At 70.2% G+C, this 22,572-nt stretch carries 22 protein-coding genes; 15 read left to right on the top strand and 7 right to left on the bottom strand.

The genetic code is table 11. From position 1 onward, the window contains the following. Positions 1-48 precede the first annotated feature (48 nt). Positions 49-1,932 carry a PD40 domain-containing protein gene (locus tag E1293_RS13045; protein ID WP_132197379.1) on the top strand — a complete coding sequence of 628 codons (1,884 nt, stop codon included), beginning with the start codon at positions 49-51 and terminating at the stop codon, positions 1,930-1,932. Positions 1,933-2,032: 100 nt separating this feature from the next. Continuing rightward, positions 2,033-3,250, top strand: a complete 1,218-nt coding sequence (locus E1293_RS13050) for an MFS transporter (protein ID WP_165978193.1) — start codon at positions 2,033-2,035, stop codon at positions 3,248-3,250. Positions 3,251-3,544: 294 nt separating this feature from the next. On the opposite strand, the gene E1293_RS13055 is transcribed toward E1293_RS13050, so the two are convergent. Beyond that, complete coding sequence (locus E1293_RS13055; RefSeq protein WP_132197383.1) at positions 3,545-4,120, bottom strand: TetR/AcrR family transcriptional regulator; 576 nt, start codon at positions 4,118-4,120, stop codon at positions 3,545-3,547. Positions 4,121-4,208: 88 nt separating this feature from the next. Here E1293_RS13055 and E1293_RS13060 point away from each other — a divergent pair, with 88 nt between their 5' ends. From E1293_RS13060 to E1293_RS13075, 4 genes are all read left to right on the top strand, one after another. Next, positions 4,209-5,645 carry an MFS transporter gene (locus E1293_RS13060; protein WP_132197385.1) on the top strand — a complete coding sequence of 479 codons (1,437 nt, stop codon included), beginning with the start codon at positions 4,209-4,211 and terminating at the stop codon, positions 5,643-5,645. Positions 5,646-5,817: 172 nt separating this feature from the next. Next, on the top strand, positions 5,818-6,327 hold the full coding sequence (locus E1293_RS13065) for a fluoride efflux transporter FluC (protein WP_341770186.1): 510 nt from the start codon (positions 5,818-5,820) through the stop codon (positions 6,325-6,327). Beyond that, complete coding sequence (locus tag E1293_RS13070) at positions 6,324-6,659, top strand: DUF190 domain-containing protein (protein WP_132197387.1); 336 nt, start codon at positions 6,324-6,326, stop codon at positions 6,657-6,659. Before E1293_RS13065 ends, E1293_RS13070 begins: the two co-directional genes overlap by 4 nt. Then, a complete protein-coding gene (locus E1293_RS13075) occupies positions 6,656-7,021 on the top strand; it encodes a fluoride efflux transporter FluC (RefSeq protein WP_132197389.1) in 366 nt (121 codons plus the stop codon). The genes E1293_RS13070 and E1293_RS13075 overlap by 4 nt, the downstream gene beginning before the upstream one ends. Before the next feature lie 36 nt (positions 7,022-7,057). On the opposite strand, the gene E1293_RS13080 is transcribed toward E1293_RS13075, so the two are convergent. After that, positions 7,058-8,338, bottom strand: coding sequence for an ArsB/NhaD family transporter (locus E1293_RS13080; protein WP_132197391.1), 1,281 nt, complete (start codon positions 8,336-8,338; stop codon positions 7,058-7,060). Between the two features lie 12 nt (positions 8,339-8,350). Beyond that, positions 8,351-9,637, bottom strand: a complete 1,287-nt coding sequence (locus tag E1293_RS13085; protein ID WP_132197393.1) for a cation:proton antiporter — start codon at positions 9,635-9,637, stop codon at positions 8,351-8,353. A 218-nt stretch (positions 9,638-9,855) separates the two neighbouring features. Here E1293_RS13085 and E1293_RS13090 point away from each other — a divergent pair, with 218 nt between their 5' ends. After that, positions 9,856-10,332 carry a CBS domain-containing protein gene (locus E1293_RS13090; protein WP_132197395.1) on the top strand — a complete coding sequence of 159 codons (477 nt, stop codon included), beginning with the start codon at positions 9,856-9,858 and terminating at the stop codon, positions 10,330-10,332. 36 nt (positions 10,333-10,368) lie between these two features. Here E1293_RS13090 and E1293_RS13095 read toward each other — a convergent pair whose 3' ends face one another. Together E1293_RS13095 and E1293_RS13100 are read right to left on the bottom strand one after the other, a co-directional pair. Further along, a complete protein-coding gene (locus tag E1293_RS13095) occupies positions 10,369-11,277 on the bottom strand; it encodes an alpha/beta fold hydrolase (protein ID WP_132197397.1) in 909 nt (302 codons plus the stop codon). Positions 11,278-11,421: 144 nt separating this feature from the next. Continuing rightward, positions 11,422-13,632 carry an MMPL family transporter gene (locus E1293_RS13100; RefSeq protein ID WP_132197399.1) on the bottom strand — a complete coding sequence of 737 codons (2,211 nt, stop codon included), beginning with the start codon at positions 13,630-13,632 and terminating at the stop codon, positions 11,422-11,424. 215 nt (positions 13,633-13,847) lie between these two features. Here E1293_RS13100 and E1293_RS13105 point away from each other — a divergent pair, with 215 nt between their 5' ends. The 6 genes from E1293_RS13105 to E1293_RS13125 all read left to right on the top strand — a co-directional run bounded on the left by E1293_RS13105 (position 13,848) and on the right by E1293_RS13125 (position 18,882). Beyond that, on the top strand, positions 13,848-14,573 hold the full coding sequence (locus tag E1293_RS13105) for a TetR/AcrR family transcriptional regulator (RefSeq protein WP_132197401.1): 726 nt from the start codon (positions 13,848-13,850) through the stop codon (positions 14,571-14,573). A gap of 318 nt (positions 14,574-14,891) precedes the next feature. Beyond that, positions 14,892-15,245 (top strand): hypothetical protein, encoded by a 354-nt coding sequence (locus E1293_RS13110; protein WP_132197403.1) that lies wholly within the window; start codon positions 14,892-14,894, stop codon positions 15,243-15,245. 29 nt (positions 15,246-15,274) lie between these two features. After that, a complete protein-coding gene (locus E1293_RS49415) occupies positions 15,275-15,838 on the top strand; it encodes a hypothetical protein (protein ID WP_243716198.1) in 564 nt (187 codons plus the stop codon). Continuing rightward, positions 15,835-16,752 (top strand): MNIO family bufferin maturase, encoded by a 918-nt coding sequence (gene bufB, locus E1293_RS13115; RefSeq protein ID WP_243716199.1) that lies wholly within the window; start codon positions 15,835-15,837, stop codon positions 16,750-16,752. Before E1293_RS49415 ends, bufB begins: the two co-directional genes overlap by 4 nt. Beyond that, a complete protein-coding gene (locus E1293_RS13120; RefSeq protein ID WP_132197407.1) occupies positions 16,745-17,635 on the top strand; it encodes an HvfC/BufC N-terminal domain-containing protein in 891 nt (296 codons plus the stop codon). Before bufB ends, E1293_RS13120 begins: the two co-directional genes overlap by 8 nt. Further along, positions 17,632-18,882, top strand: coding sequence for a ferritin-like domain-containing protein (locus E1293_RS13125; protein WP_165978194.1), 1,251 nt, complete (start codon positions 17,632-17,634; stop codon positions 18,880-18,882). Before E1293_RS13120 ends, E1293_RS13125 begins: the two co-directional genes overlap by 4 nt. An 81-nt stretch (positions 18,883-18,963) precedes the next feature. Here the strand turns inward: E1293_RS13125 and E1293_RS13130 are convergent, their stop codons facing one another. Next, positions 18,964-19,701, bottom strand: coding sequence for an IclR family transcriptional regulator (locus tag E1293_RS13130; protein ID WP_132197411.1), 738 nt, complete (start codon positions 19,699-19,701; stop codon positions 18,964-18,966). Between the two features lie 96 nt (positions 19,702-19,797). Between E1293_RS13130 and E1293_RS13135 the strand changes: the two genes are divergently transcribed. Together E1293_RS13135 and E1293_RS13140 are read left to right on the top strand one after the other, a co-directional pair. Beyond that, a complete protein-coding gene (locus E1293_RS13135) occupies positions 19,798-21,072 on the top strand; it encodes an amidohydrolase family protein (RefSeq protein WP_132197413.1) in 1,275 nt (424 codons plus the stop codon). After that, positions 21,069-21,824 (top strand): class II aldolase/adducin family protein, encoded by a 756-nt coding sequence (locus E1293_RS13140; protein WP_132197415.1) that lies wholly within the window; start codon positions 21,069-21,071, stop codon positions 21,822-21,824. The genes E1293_RS13135 and E1293_RS13140 overlap by 4 nt, the downstream gene beginning before the upstream one ends. Positions 21,825-22,041: 217 nt before the next feature. Here E1293_RS13140 and E1293_RS13145 read toward each other — a convergent pair. Next, the coding region (locus tag E1293_RS13145) for an MmyB family transcriptional regulator (protein WP_481726006.1) at positions 22,042-22,572 on the bottom strand (531 nt) is incomplete at its 5' end.

Consider the following 22,572-nt stretch of genomic DNA (forward strand, 5'->3'; position numbering starts at 1 on the left):
GCATCGACGGCGGGACTCAGTGGTTCCGCGAAAGGAGCTGGTGGAGCGATGGAGACCAGTATGAGACGCCGGACGTTCCTGGCGGCCGGCGGCGCGGCGGTCGGTGCCGCGCTGCTGCCGAAGCCCTTCGCCGTGGCGGCCGCCTCGCACGGCAAGAAGGGCGTGATGCTGATGAACCGGATCGGCCCGTCCTCCTCGAACCTGTACATCTCCAACATCGACGGCACGAACGAGCGCAAGCTGCTGGCGGACGCGCGATTCGACTACCACGCCGCCATCTCCGCCGACGGCCGGTCGGTGGTCTTCACCTCCGAGCGCACGGGCGACGGGAACTCCTGCATCTACCGGGCCGGCATCGACGGCGACGACCTCCGGCCGCTCGTGGTCGGCGGGGCGATGAACGATGCCGGCGTCCTGTCACCGGACGGGCGCAAGCTGGCGTTCGTGTCGACGCGCGGGGACCACAAGGCGCACATCTGGGTACTCGACCTGCGCACCAACGGGCTCCGCCGCCTGACCGGCGGCTCGGGCGTCGCCGGTGATCCCGCGAGCCCCGACGGGCATTTCCGCCCGTCCTGGTCGCCCGACGGCCGGTGGATCGCCTTCTCCAGCGACCGCAACACGTCCTGGCGCGGGCACGACAACGGCCGCGGCTGGGAGCACACGCAGGAACTCAGCATCTACGTCATCCGCCCGGACGGCAGCGGCTTCCGCCAGGTCGCCACCAGGGAGGGCTACTGCCTCGGGTCCCCGAGGTGGTCGCCGGACGGCGGCCGGATCGTCTTCTACGAGATCACCACCGAAGGGACCTGGGGCGCCCACCGCCCCGAGTACATCGGGCGGGTCGAATCCCAGATCGTCTCGGTCGACGTCGCGACCGGCGCCCGCACCGAGCACACGTCCGGCCCCAACCTGAAGGTCGCGCCCCAGTACGTGACCGCCACCGAGATCGGCTACCTCGTCAAGGGCGGCGCCGACGAGGGGCTCGCCTACACCTCGGGCCGGCCGCCGGTGAAGCGGACGCTGCGCTCGCCGGTCTGGTCGCCCGACGGCGACTCGGTCGTCTACGAGAAGCTCGACTACACCACGCGCGCCCTCGACGCGAACCTCTACAGCTGGAGCTCGGACTGGGACTACCGGTTCTGCGACGTGTTCCCCGTCCTGTCAGGGCAGGGTCGCCTGGCGATCACGAGCAAGCAGCTCGGCAACTCCTCGATCGTCACCATGAACCCGGACGGCACCGACCAGCGGATCGTCTTCAACACGAGCGACTCCGACCTCGACCCGACGATGGTCGCGCACGGCCTGGCGGGCGCCTTCCGGCCCACCTGGTCGCCGGACGGCGAATGGCTCGCGTTCGGCCTGGGCGGCTGGTTCCAGGAGCGTGCGGAGACCACGGCCGTCGTGGCGCGGGTGCGCAGTGACGGCTCGACGTGGGAGCCGCTCACCGACGGCTCCACCAATGCCGGCTTCCCGAGCTACTCCGCCGACGGCAACGAGATCGTCTACCGGGTCTGGGGCGAGGACATGGGCCTGCGCGTCCTCGACCTCAGAACGGGTGCCACGCGCGTCCTCACCACCGAGTCCGACAACCTGCCCGACTGGTCCCCGGACGGCGAGCGCATCCTGTTCACCCGCAGGACGAGCGACACCAATTTCGACGTGTGCACCATCCGCCCCGACGGCCGCGAACTGCGTGTCCTCACCAGCAGCGGCGCGAACGAAGGCCACGCCGTCTGGAACTACGACGGGCGCATCCTCTACAGCAGCGGCATGTACGGCTTCCGGGAGGAAGCGGCGCTGTACGACGACACCTTCCAGCCGTACGGCCAGATCTTCAGCATGAGCGACAGCGGCTCCGACCAGCGGATGCTGACCGACAGCCTCTGGGAGGACTCGATGCCGATCTACCTCCGGCAGGACGTCCTCTAGCCGGCTGGAAACGGCCACTTCGTTCTCCTGCGCGACGCGATCCGCCGGAGAGCGAGGTGGCCGCCCGGGGACACGGTGGGGGCCGCGGAAGGCGATGGCCTTGGCTGAACTGCGGCGGGAACGCATCTTCACGTTCCCGTTCGTCCTGCTCATGGTGGCCAACGGGTTGCTGCGGACCGGCACTCAGATGCTCATCGCGCTGGTGCCGCTGTATGTGCTCGACCAGGGAGCATCCCCCGCGGTGGCGGGGCTGACCACCACGTTGTACATGACGGCCGCGGTGGTGCTGCGACCCCTGTCGGGGAGCCTGGTGGACACCCGCGGCCGGTACGTGATCATGGTGGCGGGCGCCGCGCTGTACTGCGCGGCGTCCGGGCTGTACGTCCTGATGCTGCCGATTTGGGCGCTGCTGGCCGTCCGGGTGATGCAGGGCGCCGGGTTCGCGCTCAACGGCACCGCCGTGATGACCCTGGCCGCCGACCTCATTCCGGAACGCCGGATGTCGGAGGGCATCGGCTACCTCGGTGTGGAGCAGACCGTGGCCCAGCTTCTGGGGCCGTGGGCGGCATTGGAGTTGCGCGAAGCTGTCGGATACCAGTGCGCATTCGCAGTCGCGTTCGGCTGCGGCGCCGTCAACGTGCTGCTCCGTCTCCCGTTGCGATCCGCCGCCGGGGTGGACGCGCTACGGATGAAGGCTGCGCCGCGGCGCCCAGAGGGTGAGCCGGCGAAGCGGCCTGTCCGGTTCTCCGGGCCGTTGTGGACTCGGCTCATCGATAGGGACGCCTGGAGGCCGGCGTCGGTGATGTTCCTGCTGATGTTCGGCACCGCCGGCATCAACACGTTCATGGCCGCCTACGCCCTCGGACGCGGCATCGGCAACTCGGGTCTGTTCTTCGTCGCCAGCGGACTCACGCTCGCCGTCTCCCGGCTGACGGCCGGGCGCATCGAGCGGCGGTGGGGGACGGTGTGGGTCATGGCCCCCGGCATCACGCTGGTGGTGCTCGGCCAGGTCGGCGTCTGGTGGTGCCCGAACCCGCTCGTACTGATGCTCTCGGGGGCGTCATGCGGGCTGGGGATGGGGGCCGTCCAGCCCACGCTGAACTCCCTGGCCGTGCTGGCGGTCGGCAGGGAGCGGAGGGGGCGGGCGAACTCGACGTTCTTTATGGCGATGGACCTGTCACAGGCGGTCGGCGCCGTGACGCTGGGCGCCGTCGCGGGAGCCACCGGGACCGGTTCGGTCTTCCTGGTCACCGCTGCCCTGAGCACTGCGTCGCTCACCGGATATCTCGTGCTCAAGAGCCGAAGCCTCCTGCCATAGCGCGGGGCGGCCCGGCCGTCGGGGCCGTGGCCGAAGCCTAGGCGTGTGTTCTGCTCGCGGGTGATGTCGAACTGGTCCGCGGTGTCGCCGTGCTCGGCCGGGTCGATGCCGCTCACCGGGTAGACGACGCCGACTGCCTGGCCTTTGGGGATGTCCACGCCGGCGACGGTCACGTCCTCCGCGGCGAAGCGGAAGCTGGTCACCATCACCGAGTAAGTTGACCAAAACAACCGCACTGCCAGGAGCCTTTGGTGCTGTCCTGTCGCGCTGCGCTGAATCTGCCGTGCTCTGCCCTCAGGTCTGCCCCAGCAACCGGTCGACCAGCCCGGCGATGTAGTCCGGGGTGAGCGGGCCCGCGCCGAACAGGACGCGGATGTACATCGGGGCCATGATGTGGTCGAGCACGCCCAGCACGTCGGGTGGATGCTCGCCCCGCTCGCCGGCGCGGTCGAGCATGGCCTGCACGAACCGGGTGCGTTCGGCGAGAAAGTCGTCACGCGCCCGCAGACCCCGGTCGCCCCTGTTCGACAGGGCGACGGTCAGGCGCAGCACCGCCAGGCCGTCGGGTCCCGTGATCTCGCGCGCCACCTGGGCCGCGTAGGCGTGCAGGTCACCGGCCAGGCTTCCGGTGTCGGGCATTGGCGACTGCGCGTTCAGGCGCGTGAGCGCCACGTCGGTGAGCAGGGCCTCCAGGGTGCCCCACCGGCGGTAGACGCTGGTATCGGCCACGCCCGCGCGGGCCGCGACGTCCCCGACCGTGAATTCGCCGTAGCCGCGCTCGCCGACCAGGCCCGTGACGGCCTGGTGCACCGCCGCCCGGACGCGGGCGCTGCGCCCACCGGGCCGCCGGACCGGTCCTCGCTCCTCCATGTCCCCACCTTAGCGCAGCTCGCAGTTGCGTTAATGGGGCTCGCTGTCTAGAGTCCTAAAGCAGTAACGAACTGCTTTAGGGGGAACGATGAAGCCTGCACCGCCGGTGGCCGTGCCGAACCGGGCGGCGTTGCTCGCGGTGACCTGCCTGGGGCAGTTCATGGTGCTGCTGGACAACACGATCGTCGGTGCGGCGCTGCCCGACATGCAGGAGCGGCTGCACACCCAGTTGACCGGGCTGCAGTGGATCGTCGACGCCTATGTGCTGCTGGTCGCCATGCTGCTGCTGTCCGGCGGCGTCTTCGCCGACCGCTTCGGCCGCAAGAGGATGTTCCTGGCCGGCGTCGTGGTGTTCACCGCCGCGTCCGTCCTGTGCTCCGCCGCGCCCTCGATCGGCTGGCTGATCGTCGGGCGGGTGCTGCAGGGCATCGGGGCCGCGGCGCTGAGCCCCGCCTCGCTGACCCTGCTCGCCGCCGCGTATCCGGTCCCGCAGGAGCGGGTCAGGGCGATCGGGCTGTGGGCCGGATTCAGCGGGATCGGTCTGGCCGCCGGACCACTGGCCGGCGGCGTTCTGGTGGAGGCCTTCGGCTGGCCCGCGATCTTCCTCGTCAACGTGCCCGTCGGCGCGGTCCTGCTGGTCGCCGGCCTGCGCGTGCTGGACGAGTCCCGCAACCCGAGCGCGCCGGCGATCGACGTCCCTGGAACGGTCCTGTCCGTCCTGGGCGTGGGGGCGCTCACCTACGGGCTGATCGAGGGCGGCTCCCGTGGCTGGACCTCGCCGGTGATCCTGAGCGGCTTCGCCGCCGCGGCCGTGATCCTCGCCGTCTTCGTGGTCGTCCAAGGGCGGGTTCCGGCACCGATGCTGCCGTTGCGGCTCTTCCGGCAACGGCTGTTCACGGTCTCCAACACCGCGATGACCGTGGTCGGTTTCGCGCTCATGGGCTCGTCGTTCTTCTTCTCCCAGTTCTTCGTCTACGTCCAGGGCAGCTCGATCCTGCGAGCCGGGGTGCAGACCCTGCCCGCCACGCTCGCGATGGTCATCATCAGCCCGTTCGCGGGCCGGCTCGCCGCCCGGTACGGCTTCCGGATCATGGTCACCATCGGCCTGACCCTGGCCGGGCTGGGACTGCTGGCCCTGGGCTTCGTGCACGCCGGCACCGGCTACACGAACGTGTGGTGGCGGCTGGCCGTCGTCGGTATCGGCTTCGCCCTGACCATGTCCCCGCTGACCGGCGCCGCCATCCAGTCGGTCAGCCCGCAGGAGGGCGGCCTGGCGTCGGGCGTCAGCAGCACCACCCGGCAGATCGGCGCCGTCCTCGGCGTGGCGGTGCTCGGAGCCGTCGTCCGCACCCGGGAGTCCGGTGGCGCCTCCTTCGAGGAGGGCCTCAACAGCGCCTTCGTCGTGGCCGGCGTCGTCACCTTGGCCACAGCCGTGTTCACCGGCCTCTGGCTGATCAGGAGCGCGGAATCGTCACGGCCGGCGAGCCCGGCCCCTCGCGTTCCGGAGAACACCACGAGTCACTGACGCGGCCAGGGGCGCTACGCGGGAACCGACTGGCTAGACTGGGTGCGGCCTCGGAAAGTAGAGGCTGCGGCGGTGGGGCCCGCCGCCCCACCCGTTTAGGGGTGGGCAACCGCGGTGCCGCCGCCAACGGTCCCTGCCAGTGACGCTCGCCCACGCTGGTAGGAGGACGCCCGTGCCTGACTCTCGTTCGGCTCGTTCCGAGATGGCCGTGCCGGTGGATCCCGATGTCGATCTGCATGTGCCGCTGCAGCGCCGGGAGTTGCGCCGGAGGCCATGGACGACGCTTGCCGCGATCTCGGTGGGAGGCGTGTGCGGGACGCTGGCCCGCTACGGGCTGTCGACGGCCTTTCCGCATCCGCCGGGTGCGTTCGATTGGGCGACGTTCGGGATCAACGTCAGCGGGTGCCTGCTGATCGGCGTCCTGATGGTGCTGATCGCCGAGGTGTGGCAGGTGCATCGGCTGGTCCGGCCGTTCCTGGGTGTGGGGGTGCTCGGCGGGTTCACCACGTTCTCCACGGCGATCGTCGAGGTCCAGCAGGGGGTGGAGGCCGGGGCGGCGCGCACCGCGCTGGTGTACATGTTCGCCACGCTGTTCTGCGCGCTGGTCGCGGTTTTCGCCGGTGTACGCGGGACGCGTCTGCTGTCCAGGTTCGCCCTGCGTCGCGGTAAGGAGCGCCGATGAAGCTGCAAGGCTCGGCTCTGCGGATGACGATCTTCATCGGTGAGGACGACAGCTGGCACCACAAGCCGCTCTACCACGAGATCGTGCACCGGGCGCACAACGCCGGGCTGGCGGGCGCCACCGTGCTTCGCGGGTGTGAGGGGTTCGGCGCCTCCAGCCGGGTGCACACCTCGCGGATGCCGATCGCGATCATCATCGTCGACGCCGAGGAGAAGATCCGCGGCTTCCTGCCGCAGGTGGAGGAGCTGGTGGACGAGGGACTGGTCATCTTGGACCCGGTGGAGGTCATCCGCTACGCCGGACGCACCGAGGCGGGGGAGGGCCGAGCATGACGATCCTGCTGGTGGCGCTCGGTGCGGCGCTGGGTGCTCCGCTGCGTTATGGGGCGGACCGGATGATCCAGGCCCGCCACGACTCGGTGTTCCCGTGGGGGACGTTCACCGTCAACGTGACCGGCTGCGCACTGCTGGGTTTCCTGGTGGCGCTTCCGGCGGGGGACGAAGTGATGGCCGCCGCCGGGACGGGGCTGTGCGGGGCGCTGACCACCTATTCCACCTTCGGGTACGAGACGTTGCGGCTGGCCGAGGACGGGGCCAAGACGTATGCGTTGTTCAATGCCGCGGCCTCGATCGGTGCCGGGCTCGGTGCGGCCTTCTGCGGCATGGCCGTGGCCCAGGCCGTCATCGGTGCCTGATCGGTGCATCTGTTGCGCACCCGCTTGCGGCTCTGCTCACAGGTAGCGGAGCCATAGGTAGGGCACGGTGAGAGAGACCGTGACGATGGTGACGACCAGGCCGTATTTGGTGAAGTGCCAGAAGCTGATGGGTGTGCCGTTGCGGGCGGCGATGCCGAGGACGACGACGTTGGCGCTGGCGCCGATGGCGGTGGCGTTGCCGCCGAGGTCCGCGCCGAGGGCCAGCGCCCACCACAGGACGGTGCCGTCCCCGCTGGGCTGCTGGTGGACGAGGTCGGCGACGATCGGGCTCATGGTGGCTACGTAGGGGATGTTGTCGACGATGGCCGACAGGGCGGCCGATGCCCAGAGCAGGAGCATCGTCGCGAAGCCGAGCCGCCCGTCGGTGGCGTCGGCGGCGGCGCGGGAGATGTCGCCGATGATGCCGGTTTCGACCAGGCCGCCGACCATGACGAACAGGCCTGCGAAGAAGACCAGCGTGGGCCATTCGACTTCTTCGAGCGCCTGCTGGGTGGTGACTTTGGTGGCCGCGACCAGCAACCCGGCGCCCAGCAGCGCGACGACGGACGGCTCGTAGTGCAGGACGGGGTGCAGCACGAACGCGGCGACCACGAGGCCGAGGACGGTGAGGCTCTGCCACAGCAGCCGCCGGTCGGTGATGGCCTCCTTTTCTCGCAGGGCCATGACCGCCCTGGCCCGCTCGGGGTCGTAGACGAAGGTCTCGCGGAACAGCCACCGGCACATCAGGCAGAAGACCGCCATGAGGACCACTACGAGCGGCGCCAGGTTGACCAGGAAGTCGTTGAAGGACAGGTCGCCGCGGCTGGCGATGATGATGTTGGGCGGGTCGCCGACCAGGGTGGCGGTGCCGCCGATGTTGGAGGCCATCACCTCGGCGATCAGGTAGGGGACGACCTTGAGGCCGAGCCGCTCGCACACCAGGAACGTGACCGGGGCGATCAGCAGCACGGTGGTGACGTTGTCCAGCAGCGCCGAGGCGACGGCGGTGATCACCGTGAGCATCACCATCAGCCGGTAGGGCTTGCCGCGGGCGCGTTTGGCGGCCCAGATGGCGACGTATTCGAACACCCCGGTCTGCCGCAGCACCGAGACGATCACCATCATGCCCAGCAGCAGGAAGATGACGTTCCAGTCGATGCCCGATTCGGTGGAGGAGAACGCCTTCTCGGCGTCGGTGATGTGGAACAGCAGCATCAGCCCGGCGCCGCCGAGCGCGACGGCGGTGCGGTGGATCTTCTCCGACGCGATGAGGACGTAGGCGGCGGCGAAGATGACGACGGCGGCTGTGGCTGCCAATGCGGCTCCTGATCAGCGGGGACGGTCGGGTGCGGGGTCCGGCGGCGGGTCGTCGCCGCCGGGTTCGGGCGGGTCGTCGTCCTCGTCCTGGTGTCTGCGGCCGAGTGTCCGCACTGTGCCGAACCAGGCGGGCACCTCGCGTTCTTCGTCGAAGCCGCGCGCCACCACGATGTCGGTGGAGGAGTGCGCCAGGATCGACAGCGCGATCGTCACTCCGACCAGGTGGAAGATGTGGTCGCCCTCGGTGATCCCGGACTCCAGTACCAGCAGCCCGTACACCACGGAGGCGAATCCCTTGGGGCCGAACCACATCATCGCGCCCTGCTCGCGGGCGGTCAGGCGGGAGCGCAGGAACGACACCCAGATCGCCGCAGGGCGGGCGACGACCAGCGCCAGTACCGCGAAGGCCCAGCCCGTCCAGCCGACGTCGCCCAGGAACGCCGGTGACAGCAGGGCGCCGAACACCAGCAGCGCGGCGAGCTTGAGCAGTTCGGCGACCAGCTCGCCGAACTCGGCGAAGGACTCGCGGGATCGTTCGCCCAGGGACGCGACCGTGACGCCGGCGGCGAACGCGGCCAGGAACAGGTTGCCGTGCGTGGCCTGGGCCACCGCGAGGACCAGCAGCCCGATCGCGGTGGCGTTCAGCGGCTCGTACTTGGGTGAGATCGCGAACAGCCGGGTGCGCTCCAGCGCGATCGCCGCCCAGGGGATCGCCACGCCGATCGCCACGCCGGCGGCCAGCTCGCCGCCGAGCTCGCCCAGATGCAGGTCGCCCGAGCCTTTGGCCAGCGCCAGGAACAGCACCACGAACGGCAGGACGAGCCCGTCGTTGACGCCCGATTCCACGTTGAGCAGGTGCCGGAGCCGGGGCGGGACCTTGTCGTTGCCGACGAGTGCGGCGGCGAACACCGGGTCGGTCGGTGTCAGCACCGCCGCGATCAACAGCGACTCCACCCAGTCCAGCCCGACCACGTAGCGGGCGAAGACCGCCGTCAGAAGCAGAGTCAGCGGCAGGCCCCAGCCCAAGGCGCGTCCGGGAAGCCGCCAGGCGCTGCGCAGGTCCTGCCAGCCGGCGTGCATGCCGTCGGTGAACAGCACCGCGAACAACGCCAGCTCCGACAGCTCGGAGACGATCGGCTCACCGGGCTGCAGGGAGACCAGCCCGGTGACGCCGTCACCGAGCAGGAACCCGCCCACCAGGAACAGCGCCGCGGTGGACAGGACCGTGCGGTGGGCGAGGTTGGAGACCAGCACCGCCAGCAGCAGCATCACGGAGAAGGCGAGCAGCAGATTCGTCATCCGGAGGCTTTCGGGGTCGGCGGCATCAATGCCGACCAGACTTCCCGGCTCACCAAGCGACGACCCTAACGGGATTCGAAGGCATTATCCACGTGGGCTGCCGTGGAGGCGTTTCGTCCCGACTGCGGCTCCCGGCTTCACCCGCCGGATTCTCGGGGGTCGGTGTCCTCGCTGCCGACGCCTGAGCGCGGGCGCCCGGGTGGGGTAGCGTTCGGAACGTGCGTGCCCACGAACTGGCCGTCGAGTTCCCGACCGTCACCCCGGACACCGGTGCTCTGGAAGCGGCTCGCCTGCTGGCCGAGCACCACCTTCCCGGGCTGATCGTGATCGACGCCGATCACCGCCCCGTAGCGGTGCTGTCGGCCCCTCAGCTGCTGGGCGCGGTCATCCCGGGCTACGTGCGCGATGATCCCGCCCTCGCACGCGTCTACGACGAGGGCCACGCCGATCAGCTGTGCGCGCCCCTGGCCGCCAAGACCGTCGCCGACCTGCTGCCCAGCGACCACACCGCACCACCGGTCGTCGACGCCCACGCCACCGCGATGGAGATCGCCAGCCTGATGGCCCAGGCCCGCAGTTCGGTCGTGGCCGTGTCCGCCGACCCGCACCGCACCGACGCGCCGATGACCGGAGTGGTCACCGCGTCCGATCTGCTGGCCCGCCTGCTGTCCGCCGGCGCCCCGCAGACGACCTGACCGCCGCCAGATATCGCGCCGCCCGGACATGCGGGGTCAGGGCTGGGACAGGAAGCCGGTGATGGTGTCGGCGATGGTGGGGTAGTCGCTGCCGAACCAGATCATGTGGCTGTCGGCACGGCTGGTGATGAGACGCGCGCGGGGGATGGCGTCGGCGAGAGCTTGGGCGTGGGCGAAACCGACCGCGCCGTCGTGGGGGCTGGCGACGACCAGAGTGGTTTGGGTGACTTGCTCGGCCGCCCGCCGGGTGGACGAGGTGCCGTGCCCGTCGTGCAGAGCGGTGGTGTTCATCTGGTGCAGGTCGTTGTGGAATCCGCTGCCTGAGCGCATCTGGCCGAACAGTTCCACCAGCAGACTGCGGTGGGCCGGGGCGAGGGCGGCCACGACCGGGCCGATGGGTTTGGTGGTCAGGCCCCGCATGACCAGCCGCAGCCCGGTGTCCGGGGCGCGGCGGACAAGGGTGTGCATCGCCCTCCAGGTGGCCCGTTCGGCGTGGGGCGCGAACACCACGCGGCCGCCCAGGCGGGTGGCGCGGCCGGGCCAGGGCAGGAAACTGACGGCGCTCTGCAGGATCAGCCGCTGCACCAGGGCCGGGTGGCGGGCGGCCATCGTGACCGCGGTCGGGCCGCCGGCCGACTGTCCGACCACCGCGGCGAGCCGGTCGATGCCCAGATGCAGGCACAACTGGGCGACGGTGTCGGCGAACCCGTCCGCGCTGGTGCCGGTGCTGAGCGGGGTGCGGCCATAGCCGGGACGTGAAGGCGCCAGGATCGTGCAGTCGTCCTCTGCCAACACCTCCTCGCCTAACGCCAGACCGGCGCGCATGTGCCCACCGTGCAGCACCAGGACGGCGCGGGCGCCGCGTTCTTCCAGCCGGTACTCCACCGGCCCGCCCGGCAGATCCATCAACCGCGCGGGCCGAACGACGTGATGCGCACCGGTCATAGTGAGCTCCTTGAGGGCGATCGGCGATCTGGGCGACCGTCGCTCACGATTCTGGTGTGCGTGTACGCGAAACGAGGAACGCAGCCGCTGTCAGTGGTCGACGGCGAGGCACTGCCCCCTGCGGGTGATGCTCGGCGCCGTGACCTAGGACGATTCGGTCATCATGGGCACCGGCGCGGCCTCGGGGCCGCCTTCGCTGAGGCCGAACCGCGCGTGGAGTCTGCGCAGGACGGGCGGTGCGTACCAGGCCGAGCGGCCGAGCAGGCGCATCGCCGCCGGCACGAGGAAGCCGCGCACGGCGATGGCGTCGATGAGGATGGCCAGCCCGCTGCCCACCCCGAACATCTGCATGAAGCTGAGCTTGGCGGTGCCGAACGCGAAGAAGCTCACCGCGAGCAGGAAGGCCGCCGCGCTGACGATGCGTCCGGTGTGGCCGAGACCGCGGGTCACGGCGGACTCGGTGTCCTCGCCCAGGTCGTGCAGTTCCTTGATCCGGCTGGTGACGAACACCTCGTAGTCCATCGACAGGCCGAAGGCGATGCAGAACATCAGTACCGTCATCGACACCTCCATCGGCTGCGCCGTGAAGCCGAGCAGCGAGGAGAAGTGGTCGTCCTGGAAGATCCAGGTGACGATGCCGAGGGTCGCGCCGAGGCTGACGAGGTTGAGGAGCAGTGCGCGCAGCGGCTGGACGATGCTGCCGGTGAACAGGAAGAGCAGGACGAAGGTGGTGAGGCCGACCAGGGCCAGGGCGATCGGGAGCCGGCCGCCGATCGAGGACTTGGCGTCGACGAGTGTGGCGTCGGTTCCGCCCACCAGGGGGCGCGTCCCGGCGGGCGGCGTGACCGCTCTCACTTCGCCGACCAGGTCCTGCGCCTCGTCCGACCGCGGTGTGAGGCCGCTCACCACGTTGATCCGCTGTGCGGTGGGCCGGCCGAGTGCGGCGGCGCCGGGGCCAGCCGCCGCGGAGCGCCCGCCGGTGTAGGTCCCTGTGCCGGCCTCGACGCGGAGGACGCCCTTGAGCTTGGACAGTTCGGTCGCGTACGACGCCAGCGGCGCCGTGCTCACCGGCTTGTCGATGACGATGTGGAGGGCCGCGTTCTCGTTGCCGTTGAAGTTCTCCCGCAGCATCGACGCGACCTGCCGGCTCTGGGCGTCCTCGGGCAGCACGCGCTCGTCCGGTGTGCCGAAGGTGATGCCCAGCAGCGGGCTCGCCGCCAGCAGCAGCACCGCGAGCACCGGCAGCGCGGTGAGCGCGGGCCGCCGCATGACGGTGCGGGCCAGCCGCCCCCACATCGGGGTCCGCGCGTCGGAGCGCGCCCGCTTCGCCCACGGCAGCCGCCCACTGTTCACGCGGTAGCCCAGGACGACGAGCAGGGACGGCATCACGAGCAGGGTGCCGGCGGCCGCGATGGCGACGACGCCGACCCCGGCGTATCCGAACGAGCGGAGGAAGTACTGGGGGAAGACCAGGAGCGCCGCGAGCGCGGCCGCCACCGTCGCCGCGGAGAACGCGATGGTGCGGCCCGCGGTGCCCACCGTGCGCCGGACGGCGTCGTCCACGCTCGCCCCGGCCGCGAGCTGCTCCCTGAAGCGGCTGACCATCAGCAAGGCGTAGTCGACGCCCAGCCCGAGGCCCAGAGCGGTCGTGAGGTTCGTCGCGGTGTCGGCGACGTTGGTGAGGCCGCCGAGCACCGACAGCTCGGCGAGCGAGCCCGCGATGGCGATGATCGCGATGGCCAGCGGCAGCAGCGCCGAGACGACGCTGCCGAAGACGAACAGGAGCAGCACGAGGGTCAGCGGTATGGCGATGGCCTCGGCCAGTGCGAGGTCCTCGACCACCTGCTTCGACATGTCGCTGCCCACGGCGGCGCCGCCCCCGGCCTTGACCGTGAGCCCGCCCTTGTACGTTCCGGAGTAGGTGTCGAGGAGCTTCTTGGCGTTCTCCCGCTGCTGCGTCTCGTCGCCCGTCACATGGGCGAGCACCATGGCCTCGCGCCCGTCCCGGGAGCGGAGGCCGGGGCCGCCGGTGTCCCAGTACGAGACGACGTTCGCGAGGTCCTTCTCCTTCCTGAGGTCGGCCGCCAGGGCCCGGCCGCTCTGCTCGGCGGCCGGGGCGTCGACGCCGCCGTCCGCGGCACGGACCAGCAGGACCAGATTCGTCTCTCCGCCGAACTTCTCGTCAATGACCTTCATGGCCCGGCTGGACTGGGACGACGGGTCGTCGTACCCGCCCCCCAGCAGCTTGCTGAACGCGCCGGCGCCCACGGCGCCCATGAGGGCCAGCGCTACGACGGTGACGGCGAGGACCAGCCGGGACCGGCGAATCGCCAGCTCGGCCAAATGTGCGAACACGACAGGATCTCCTTTGCTTCCTACGGTGGGCACGACGGAAGCAGCCGGGTGTACGGGGAATGCCGGCGCAGTGCTCCGCGGAGGCTCCTCGGCCCCGGCGGAGGAGGTGCGGCGCCGCACCTCCTCGTCGCCGGGATGACGCTAGTGACGCCGGTCGAGAATTGGCAGTGTTAGATTTTTTTGAACACTGTTAGAACTTGCCGTACGGTGGTGCCGTGCCCCCGGACGACGACGTGACGGCCCCGTCCTCCCTGCGCCAGCGCCGCCAGGCCGCCGCCACCCAGGAGATCGTCGCCGCCGCCGAGCGCCGCATCGACGAACGCGGACCCGCCGCCCTGTCCTTGCGGGCTGTCGCGCGAAGCCTCGGAATGACCGTCCAGGCGCTCTACCACTACTTCCCGAACCGGAACGCCCTGGTCACCGCGCTCATCTCCAAGACCTATACCGACCTGGCCGGTGCCGTGCAGACCGGCGTCGACACCGCAACCGGCGACTCGCACGCGGCGCGCTTCATGGCCGCGGCCGAGAGCTACCGCCGATGGGCCATCACCCACCCCGAGCGATTCCAGCTCATCTACGGGACCCCGCTGCGGGACTACGCGGCCCCCGCCGAGGGCCCGACCACTCGCGCGCTGCGCCAGATGAGTGTGATCTTCCAGCGCGAGCTGTTCGGCGGGTTCACCGAGGCGCAACTCGCCGCCGCCGACACCGCGGCGCTATCGGCCGGCTTCCGGGCGCACCTGGCGACCATGCCGGCGGCCGGCTCGGAGGCCTTCCCCTCCGCGACCTCCCTGCTCATGAGTGCGTGGGGCCACATGCACGGCCTCGTCGTCCTGGAGGTGTTCGGCCACACGGCCTTCCTCGGCGAACACCAGGCCGAGATCTTCCGCATGTCGATGCGGAACCTGCTCGAAGACGTCCACCGCCGAATAACGCTGTGAAACGCCGCCGCCCTGAAGGGTGGCCTCCTCGATCACCGAGCCTCTCGCCCGGGTCACTTGTCCGTCACCCCGGAAACACTTTCCGTCACCGGTCGTGCCGTCGTCAGGCTAGGTGACGCTCGGGGGGCGAGTCGGCTTCTTCCCTCTCGGGCTAGGCGATAGAGCGCTGTCCGTGGCCTCTGGTGACAGCGCACCTCACCCTCAGGCGGTCAGTGGGTCGGCGCTTATTCGAACACAGGAGCGATATCACTCTGTGTGCTTGCTATGGCACCCTCAGCCATGAAAGTTCCCGCATCCGATAGCGAACAGGGAGTCGTCATGGGCCGACGTGCACGGAAAGTGATCATGGTGGGGACGGCCGGGGTGTTCCTCGGCGGCATTCTGTCGTGCGCCGGGACGGCTCAGGCGGCCGGGCCGGCCATCGCGGCCAGGCCGGGATACCTCTGCGACCGGACCCATGAGGGCAACAAGGGCAAGGGATGGGGCGTCGCCAACTGCGAGTCCCTCAACGGCGCTCCCGAGCACGGCGAGATCCGCGGCGCCTTCCTGATCGACTCCCGGAACGGCACCGACCCCACCTTCGCGTGCAGGGACCTCTCGCCGGACGGCTACCCGTCCGGGAACGCCGACCTCCCCCGCAAGGTCTACGGCTTCTACTGCGAGGCCATCTGAGTCCGGGCGACCGGACGGAAGGAGTGAGCATGGGCTCGACCAAGGGGCCGGACGGGCGCGACCGCCGGCTGACACCGCAGGACATCGCGGCGCTCATGGGCGGTGGCGAGGAAGGCGAACGCGAGCGCGCCGAGTCCCGCGAGGGCGGCGAGCAGCAGCGGAACATGTCGACGCACGAGGAGAAGGCGCCGGAACTGCACGTGTGCATGGGCCTCAACTCCTGTCAGGGGCATGGCCGCGGCGGATCGGGCGCGATGGCCGGCATGGGGGAGTGCGCGACGGTCTTCCACGAGTGCCACGGTGCCAACGAATGCAGGGGCCAGGGCGGCTGCGGATACACCGGGCACGAGGGCGAGCAGTCCCTTCCCGGCGCGCAGGAGTGCCGGTACTCCGGAAGCTGCGCCACCCCGATCAACGTCAGCCGGATCCACGCGGCCGGGCCCTATCGGGGCACGAGCGTGTGGAAGCGTGCCCGGAAGGTCTTCGAGCAGCGCATGTTCGAGGCGGGCGTGCCGTTCGGCCCGTCGCCGGGCGAGGGGTTCCCCGACGACGAGGTGCCCGTCTACGAGCAGCCGCGAAAGAACGCCGAGTGACCAGCGAGGCGGTGGCCGTTCCGGGCGGCGCCGGGCCGTCCTCCAGCCCCCACCCACCGCCATTCAACGGACGAGCTCCGCTCGACGGTCCGGACGCCGGCGGGCGCGGCCTGGGGCTGGGCCTCGGGCTGCGCGCGCAGCACCTGCCTCATGTGCTCGGCGAATGGCCCCCGGTCGGCTGGTTCGAGATCATTTCCGAGAATTTCATGGATTCGGGTGGCTACCCTCGCCACGCCCTGGACCGGATCGCCGACCGGTACCCGATCGTCATGCACGGCGTGTCCATGTCGATCGGCAGCACCGACCCACTCGACATGGACTACCTGCACCGCCTGCGGGGACTGGCCGACGGGGTCGGGGCGCGGTGGGTGTCCGACCACGTGTGCTGGACGGGTGTCGCGGGCGTGAGCACCCACGAGCTGCTGCCCGTCCCGTTCACCGAGGACACGCTGCGGCACATGGCTCGCCGCGTCGGCGTCGTCCAGGACGTGCTGGAGCGGCCCCTTGTCCTGGAGAACCCCAGCACCTACGCGGCCTTCGCGAACTCGACGATGACCGAGTGGGAGTTCCTGGCGCGGCTGTGCGAGGAATCGGGCTGCCGGCTGCTGCTCGATGTCAACAACGTGTACGTCTCCGCGGTCAACCACGGCTTCGACCCGGAAGAGTACGTGCGGGCGTTGCCCCACGACCGGGTGCGGCAGATCCACCTCGCCGGCCACACCGACCTCGGCACCCATCTGATCGACACGCATGACCGTCCGGTCAGCGCGCCGGTGTGGGACCTGTACCGGCTGGCGGTCGACCTCGCCGGGCCGACGCCGACGCTCCTGGAATGGGACGAGCACATCCCGCCGTTTCCCGAACTGCTCGCCGAACTGCGCAAGGCGGAGCGTTACCCGGTGCACGATGGCTGACCCGCCGGCACCGTCGCTGGACCAGGCGCAGCACTGGCTCCAGGACGCCATCACCCGTCCCGGCGATCCCGCCGTCCCGGCGGCCGTGATGCTCGCCGGGGCGGGACCGCTGACCGCCGACCACGGGCTCGCCATCTACCGCAACGGCTACCGCAAACGCCTGCTGGAGGCGATGCGGCGGCTTCATCCGGCACTGTGCGTCCTGCTCGGCGCGGAGCTGTTCGAGGAGTTCGCCACCGACTACCTGGACGCTCGTCCGTCGCGCTCCTACACTCTGGCCCGCCTCGACGAGGACTTCGCCGACCACTTGACCGCCCGCCGCCCCGACCGGGACGCGCCCGCCGCGCGACGCGAGGCGTGGATCGACGCACTGATCGACCTGGCCCGCTACGAGCGCGCCTACACCGAGGTCTGCGACGGCCCCGGCATCGAGGATGAGCCGTCCCCCCGCGTACACGGCCGGGCGGACGACGCCGGCGACGCCGGCGTGACGCCGGCCCCGTGCCTGCGGCTGATGCGGGTATGCGCGCCCGTGCACCGCTACCACGCCGCCGTCCGCGCGGGCCGGCGGCCGGCGCCGCCGTCCCCCCGGCCGACGTGCCTGGCGATCTCGCGACGCGACTACCGCGTCGTCGTCAGCCCGCTCCCCCCTGACGCGTTCGTGCTCCTGGGAGCCCTTGCCTCCGGGACGTCCCTCGAAGCCGCGGCCCACACGGCATCGATGGTCCTCGCCGACGCGCGAGCACGTCTGCGGGCGTGGATCACACACGGATGGCTGCTGCCCGTCCGGCGCGAGCCCGTCCTGCACCACTGCCCCGATCGCCGCACCAACCCTCCGGCCCAACCCCGCATTCCGTCACAGCACGAGGAGACGTCGCCATGAGCACCAGCGCCGCCAGTCAATCGGCAACCTCGATGCCGAAGGTGCTGAACGCCCACCCAGTCGACCCCGCCGCCGGGATCAGTACCAAGGAGGAACTCCGCAACCACCTCATCCAGGCCGCGGCCGTGGAGATGCAGACGATCCCGATGTACCTGTACGCCGGCTACTCGATCGCCGGTCAGGGCACCTCGCGCTGGAGCCCCGGCATGAGCGCGCAGCGGCTCATCCGCAGCATCGTCATCGAGGAGATGCTGCACCTCTGCCTGGTGCGGAATCTGCTGGTGGCGATCGGGTGCGGAGACCAGGTGAAGTTCTACGACGTGAACTTCATGCCGGACTACCCCGAGTACATGCTGCACCGCCATCCGGCGCTGCTTCTGACCCTCCAACGCTGCACCAAGGACCTCGTCCGGAACGTCTTCATGGCGTTCGAGAGACCCGACCCCGCGCTCGGTGAGAGCCCTGCACCCGAGGGCCAGTACCAGACGATCGGCCAGTTCTACGAGTCGGTCCGCAAGGGCGTGGAGAAGCTGAACGGCGACCCCAACGCGAACCTGTGGGGGAGCAACCGGCCGGAGATGCAGTACGTGTCGGCGTACTGGAACAAGGACGGCGGCGGTTCCCCCATGCTCATCAAGGACTACGCGACGGCCGAGACGGCCCTGAAGGTCATCGTCGAGCAGGGCGAGGGCGCCAAGACCGGCCAGCACACGGTGCCGATCGACCCGGTCAACCCCAAGGCCGGGCTGGACGAGCTTCCGCACCACACCAAGTTCCAGCGGATCGCCGACGGCATCGAGCCCATCGGGCCGATCTGGAACGTCCCGGACGACCCCCAGTTCTTCATGTACGAGGAGAACGAGACCGCCGACGCCCTCAGCAAGCTCTTCAACGCGGCGTACTGCTACGTGCTGCACCTGATCGACGTCCTCTACGAGACCTCCGGCGCGGACGTCCGTCCGGGGTCGGCCAGCGAGCGCTGGAAACTGGAGCGGATGTTCATCTCCGCGATGCAGGGCGTCCTGGCCAACATCGCCGAGATCATGGTCGCGCTGCCGCTCGGACCCGATCCGTTCGGCGGCACCGAGGAGCTGCAGATGGCGCCCACGTTCCAGTACGTCGAACTGCCCGAGACCGGGAAACGGCAGCACCTCATCGACCTGTGCGACAAGGCCATCACGCATGCCCCGCAACTGGGCGGCGACAACAGCGTCCGGTGGCTCCTCGCCAAGATGCCGGACGTGTAGGCCGCACTTCCGCGGTGAGGAGGGCGAAGACGAGTCCCGTTCGCTCTTGGCCTTCTGCGCTTGGGCGCTTCGGGGGCCGAGTCAGTAGACCGCGGTCCCGCCCAGTGTCGCCGCGGCCGCCGCGACCTGCTCGCCGGCCCGCTGATACTGGTCGGGACCGAGGCGGTCACTCGGCGCGCTGAGGACCAGAGCGGCGATCGGCCGCCGGTCGACGTCGAGCACGGCCGCGCCGATGCTGGTGGCCCCGGCCTGCACGGCTCCCGCGTTGAGCGACCAGCCGCGCCGCCGGGTGCGCTCCAATTCCGCCGCGAAGGACGGCTCGTCCGGTTCGACGCCGTACCGTGCGGCCTCCCCGTCCGGCATGGCCGCGAACAGGGCGATCCCGGCGGCGCTGGTCGCCGGGGGGAAGACCATGCCCGGACGGGGCGCGGTGCGGACCATGCGGCGGCTCTCGACGACGTCGACGGAGACGATCCGGTCATCGTCGGCCACCGCCAGGATCACCGTCTCGCCGGTCTGCTCGGACAGTTCCTGGAGCATCGGGCGGGCATGAATGAGCAGCCCGGACCGTCTGCGCGACTCCGCGGCGATCACCAGCGGGCGCGTGGACAACTCCCATCTGCCGACCCGCCCGCCCTGTGGATCATCGACGGGCCTGATCCATTTACTCGCGTGCAGGGTGACCAGCGACCGCTGCACCGCGCTCTTGTCCTGGCCGAGCAGCCGGGCGAGTTCGGTGACGCCGACCGGCTGGTGCGCCGCGACGGCCTCCACCACATCCAGGGCGCGACTGACACCCGAAAGGGGCTTGACGGCCATAGGACGCACTCCTAGCGTGACTTCTGTTGGGTCACTCTACAATCCAGTATATCGCTCTGCAACATATCACCCACGGCAACTCCAAGGAGTGTGGACATGACGCCAACCGAGAACGGCACCGCGACGGCCCCCGCTCTGGACCCCGGGCTCTTCCTCCCCGACCCCGAACCGGCCGACGTCCGCTACACCGTGATCTCCGTCGACGACCACGTCGTCGAACCTCCGCACCTGTTCGAGACCTATCTGCCGCCCGCGCTGCGCGAACGCGGCCCACGCATCGTGGAGAACGAGAACGGTGCGCAGGTATGGGAGTTCGAGGGCACCATCTACTCCCAGGTCGGCATGAACGCCGTCGCCGGACGCCGCCCCGAGACGGTGCAATACGAACCCTTCCGCTTCGACCAGATGCGTCCGGGCTGCTACGACGTGCACGCACGGGTACGGGACATGGACCTGGGCGGCATCTGGGCCATGCACAACTTCCCGTCCCAGATCACCGGGTTCTGCGGCCGGGTGTTCGCCTTCGCCGAAGACACCGAGGTCGGCAAGGCGTCGGTGCGCGCCTGGAACGACTGGATCCACACCGAGTGGTACACCGCCCACCCCACCCGGATCATCCCGTGCGGTATCACCTACCTCGCCGATCCGGCCGAGGCCGCGGCCGAGATCCACCGCAACGCCGCCCGCGGGTTCACCTCCGTCACGCTGCCGGAGCGTCCGCACGCCATCGGGCTGCCGTCACTGTGGGACCGCGCCCATTGGGATCCGATCATTCAGGCATGCGTCGACACCGACACGGTCATCTCGCTCCACGTCGGCAGTTCCGGCATGCACCCCATACCGCCCGGCGCCCCCAGGCTCCAGCTGGGCGCCACCATGTTCGGGCAGTTGTCCCTCAACGCCTGCGCCGAGTGGCTGTGGTCGGAGTACCCGCTGCGCTTCCCCGCGGTGAAGATCGCGATGAGCGAGGGCGGCATCGGCTGGGTCCCGATGCTCATCGACCGGCTGGACAACATCATCGACCGCTCCGGCTACGGGCTCGGCTGGGACGTCCGCCCCGCCGACGTGCTGCGCCGCAACTTCTGGTTCTGCACGCTCGACGACCCGTCCACCATCGCGCTGCGGCACGTCATCGGCGTCGACCACATCATGCTGGAGACGGACTACCCCCACGGCGACGGCACCTGGCCGCACACCCAGGATGTCGTCACGAAGTACTGGGGCGACATCCCGCCGGCCGAGTTGCGGGCGATGTGCAGCGAAAACGCCGCGAAGCTCTACCGCCACCCGCTGCCGGAGACGGTGCTGCCCGCGGACACGCGCAGGCCCCGCCCCTGCTCGGCCACCACCGACAAGGACACCGCGCGATGACCTTCACACCGACCGCCGACCGGCTGATCCCGGACCTCACCCCCGCTCAGCAGATCGTGCTGCTGGCTCGCACCCTGTGGCGCGAGGGCTACAACGACCACCTCGCCGGACACATCACCTACAACCTCGGCGACGGAACCCTGCTGTGCAATCCGTGGCTGCTCACCTGGGAGGAGATCCGCCCGCGCGACATCATCCGCATCGACCTCGACGGCAATGTCGTGGACGGCGACTGGCCGGTGCCACTCGGCATCCCCCTGCACCTGGAACTGCACAGCGCACGCCCGGACGTGCAGGTGGCGGTGCACAACCATCCGACGTACGGGACCGTCTGGAGCGACCTGGTCGAGGTGCCCCCGATGTTCGACCAGAGTTCCAGCCTGGGCGGCGGTGAACTCGTCCTGGTCCACGAGTACGACGGCGGCGTGAACAGCCGCGAGGCGGCCGCCAAGGCGATCTCGGCCATCGGCGGCGGCGAACTGGCGCTACTCGCCGGCCACGGGGTCTTCGTCCTCGGCAGTAGCGTCCGGGCGGTGCACCAGCGGGCCGTCGCCCTCGAGACGCGCTGTCGCAACGCCTGGATGGTTCGCGCGGCAGGCGGCCGGAGCGACACGCCGCTACCGCCCTGGTACATCGAGCAGGCCGTGGCCGGCAAGGGCGACAAATTCATCGGCTTCTGGGAGGCGTCGGTGCGCGAGGAACTGCGCGCCGCCCCCGAACTCCTGGACGACCCGGGGATCTCCCACTCCTGACACCCTCGCACCTCAAATCGGCGGGAAGCGCCGATGCGGACGGAGCCCGGGCGCGACCCCGTCCACGGCGGGCCTCCGCCCATGTGAGCGCGGTCCACCGCACACCGGATCCGCGAGCAATTAATGAAGGCGGCATGGCTGGAGCACTCGTCCGCCGGCTACTCGCCGGGCCGACGCCCCCGCGGTCGGCGCCGTATCCGCAGTACCGGGCGGGAGCTCAGAGGCTGTGCTCGGCTTGAAGATCGGTTGTGACCCCGGAGGGGGCGGCGAGGCTGGCCAGGAGGTGGAGCGAGGCTGCGGCGTCGGAGCCGGTGGGGGCGCTGTAGATCATCATGGTCATGTCGGGGTCGTCTGGGGCGCGCATGGCGACGTAGTCGAGGGCGAGTTCGCCGAGCTGGGGGTGGACGAAGCGTTTGCGGCCGCGGGTCTTGCCGCGCACGTTGTGGTCGGCCCACAGGCGGCGGAAGTCGGGGTGGCGGCCGGCGTCAAACCGGAGGTTGGCGACGGTGTCGCGGGCCTTGGTCTCCCAGTCGGGGTAGAGGTCGTGGGCGGCCTCGTCGAGGAAGACCAACCGGGCCATGTTCCGCTCGGCTGTGGGCAGCGCGGGGAAGCCGGCTATGAGGAGCCGGGCCAGTTCGTTCCAGGCCAGCACGTCCAGGCGGCGGCCGATGATGTAGGCGGGGATGGCGGTAAAGGCGTCCAGGGCCTGATGCATCTCGGGACGGACCTGCTGGGGGCGGCTGGGGCG

Source organism: Actinomadura darangshiensis, assembly GCF_004349235.1.
In the GTDB taxonomy this organism is placed as follows: domain Bacteria; phylum Actinomycetota; class Actinomycetes; order Streptosporangiales; family Streptosporangiaceae; genus Spirillospora; species Spirillospora darangshiensis.

What these genes read in the sequence shown, in the direction of transcription:
- E1293_RS13140 (WP_132197415.1), top strand. Translation starts at nt 21,069, where the DNA reads ATGACCTTCACACCGACCGCCGACCGGCTGATCCCGGACCTCACCCCC.
- E1293_RS49415 (WP_243716198.1), top strand. Translation starts at nt 15,275, where the DNA reads ATGGGCTCGACCAAGGGGCCGGACGGGCGCGACCGCCGGCTGACACCG.
- E1293_RS13070 (WP_132197387.1), top strand. Translation starts at nt 6,324, where the DNA reads ATGAAGCTGCAAGGCTCGGCTCTGCGGATGACGATCTTCATCGGTGAG.
- E1293_RS13060 (WP_132197385.1), top strand. Translation starts at nt 4,209, where the DNA reads ATGAAGCCTGCACCGCCGGTGGCCGTGCCGAACCGGGCGGCGTTGCTC.
- E1293_RS13130 (WP_132197411.1), bottom strand. Translation starts at nt 19,701, where the DNA reads ATGGCCGTCAAGCCCCTTTCGGGTGTCAGTCGCGCCCTGGATGTGGTG.
- E1293_RS13120 (WP_132197407.1), top strand. Translation starts at nt 16,745, where the DNA reads ATGGCTGACCCGCCGGCACCGTCGCTGGACCAGGCGCAGCACTGGCTC.
- E1293_RS13085 (WP_132197393.1), bottom strand. Translation starts at nt 9,637, where the DNA reads ATGACGAATCTGCTGCTCGCCTTCTCCGTGATGCTGCTGCTGGCGGTG.
- E1293_RS13110 (WP_132197403.1), top strand. Translation starts at nt 14,892, where the DNA reads ATGGGCCGACGTGCACGGAAAGTGATCATGGTGGGGACGGCCGGGGTG.
- E1293_RS13045 (WP_132197379.1), top strand. Translation starts at nt 49, where the DNA reads ATGGAGACCAGTATGAGACGCCGGACGTTCCTGGCGGCCGGCGGCGCG.
- E1293_RS13055 (WP_132197383.1), bottom strand. Translation starts at nt 4,120, where the DNA reads ATGGAGGAGCGAGGACCGGTCCGGCGGCCCGGTGGGCGCAGCGCCCGC.
- E1293_RS13125 (WP_165978194.1), top strand. Translation starts at nt 17,632, where the DNA reads ATGAGCACCAGCGCCGCCAGTCAATCGGCAACCTCGATGCCGAAGGTG.
- E1293_RS13095 (WP_132197397.1), bottom strand. Translation starts at nt 11,277, where the DNA reads ATGACCGGTGCGCATCACGTCGTTCGGCCCGCGCGGTTGATGGATCTG.
- E1293_RS13135 (WP_132197413.1), top strand. Translation starts at nt 19,798, where the DNA reads ATGACGCCAACCGAGAACGGCACCGCGACGGCCCCCGCTCTGGACCCC.
- E1293_RS13075 (WP_132197389.1), top strand. Translation starts at nt 6,656, where the DNA reads ATGACGATCCTGCTGGTGGCGCTCGGTGCGGCGCTGGGTGCTCCGCTG.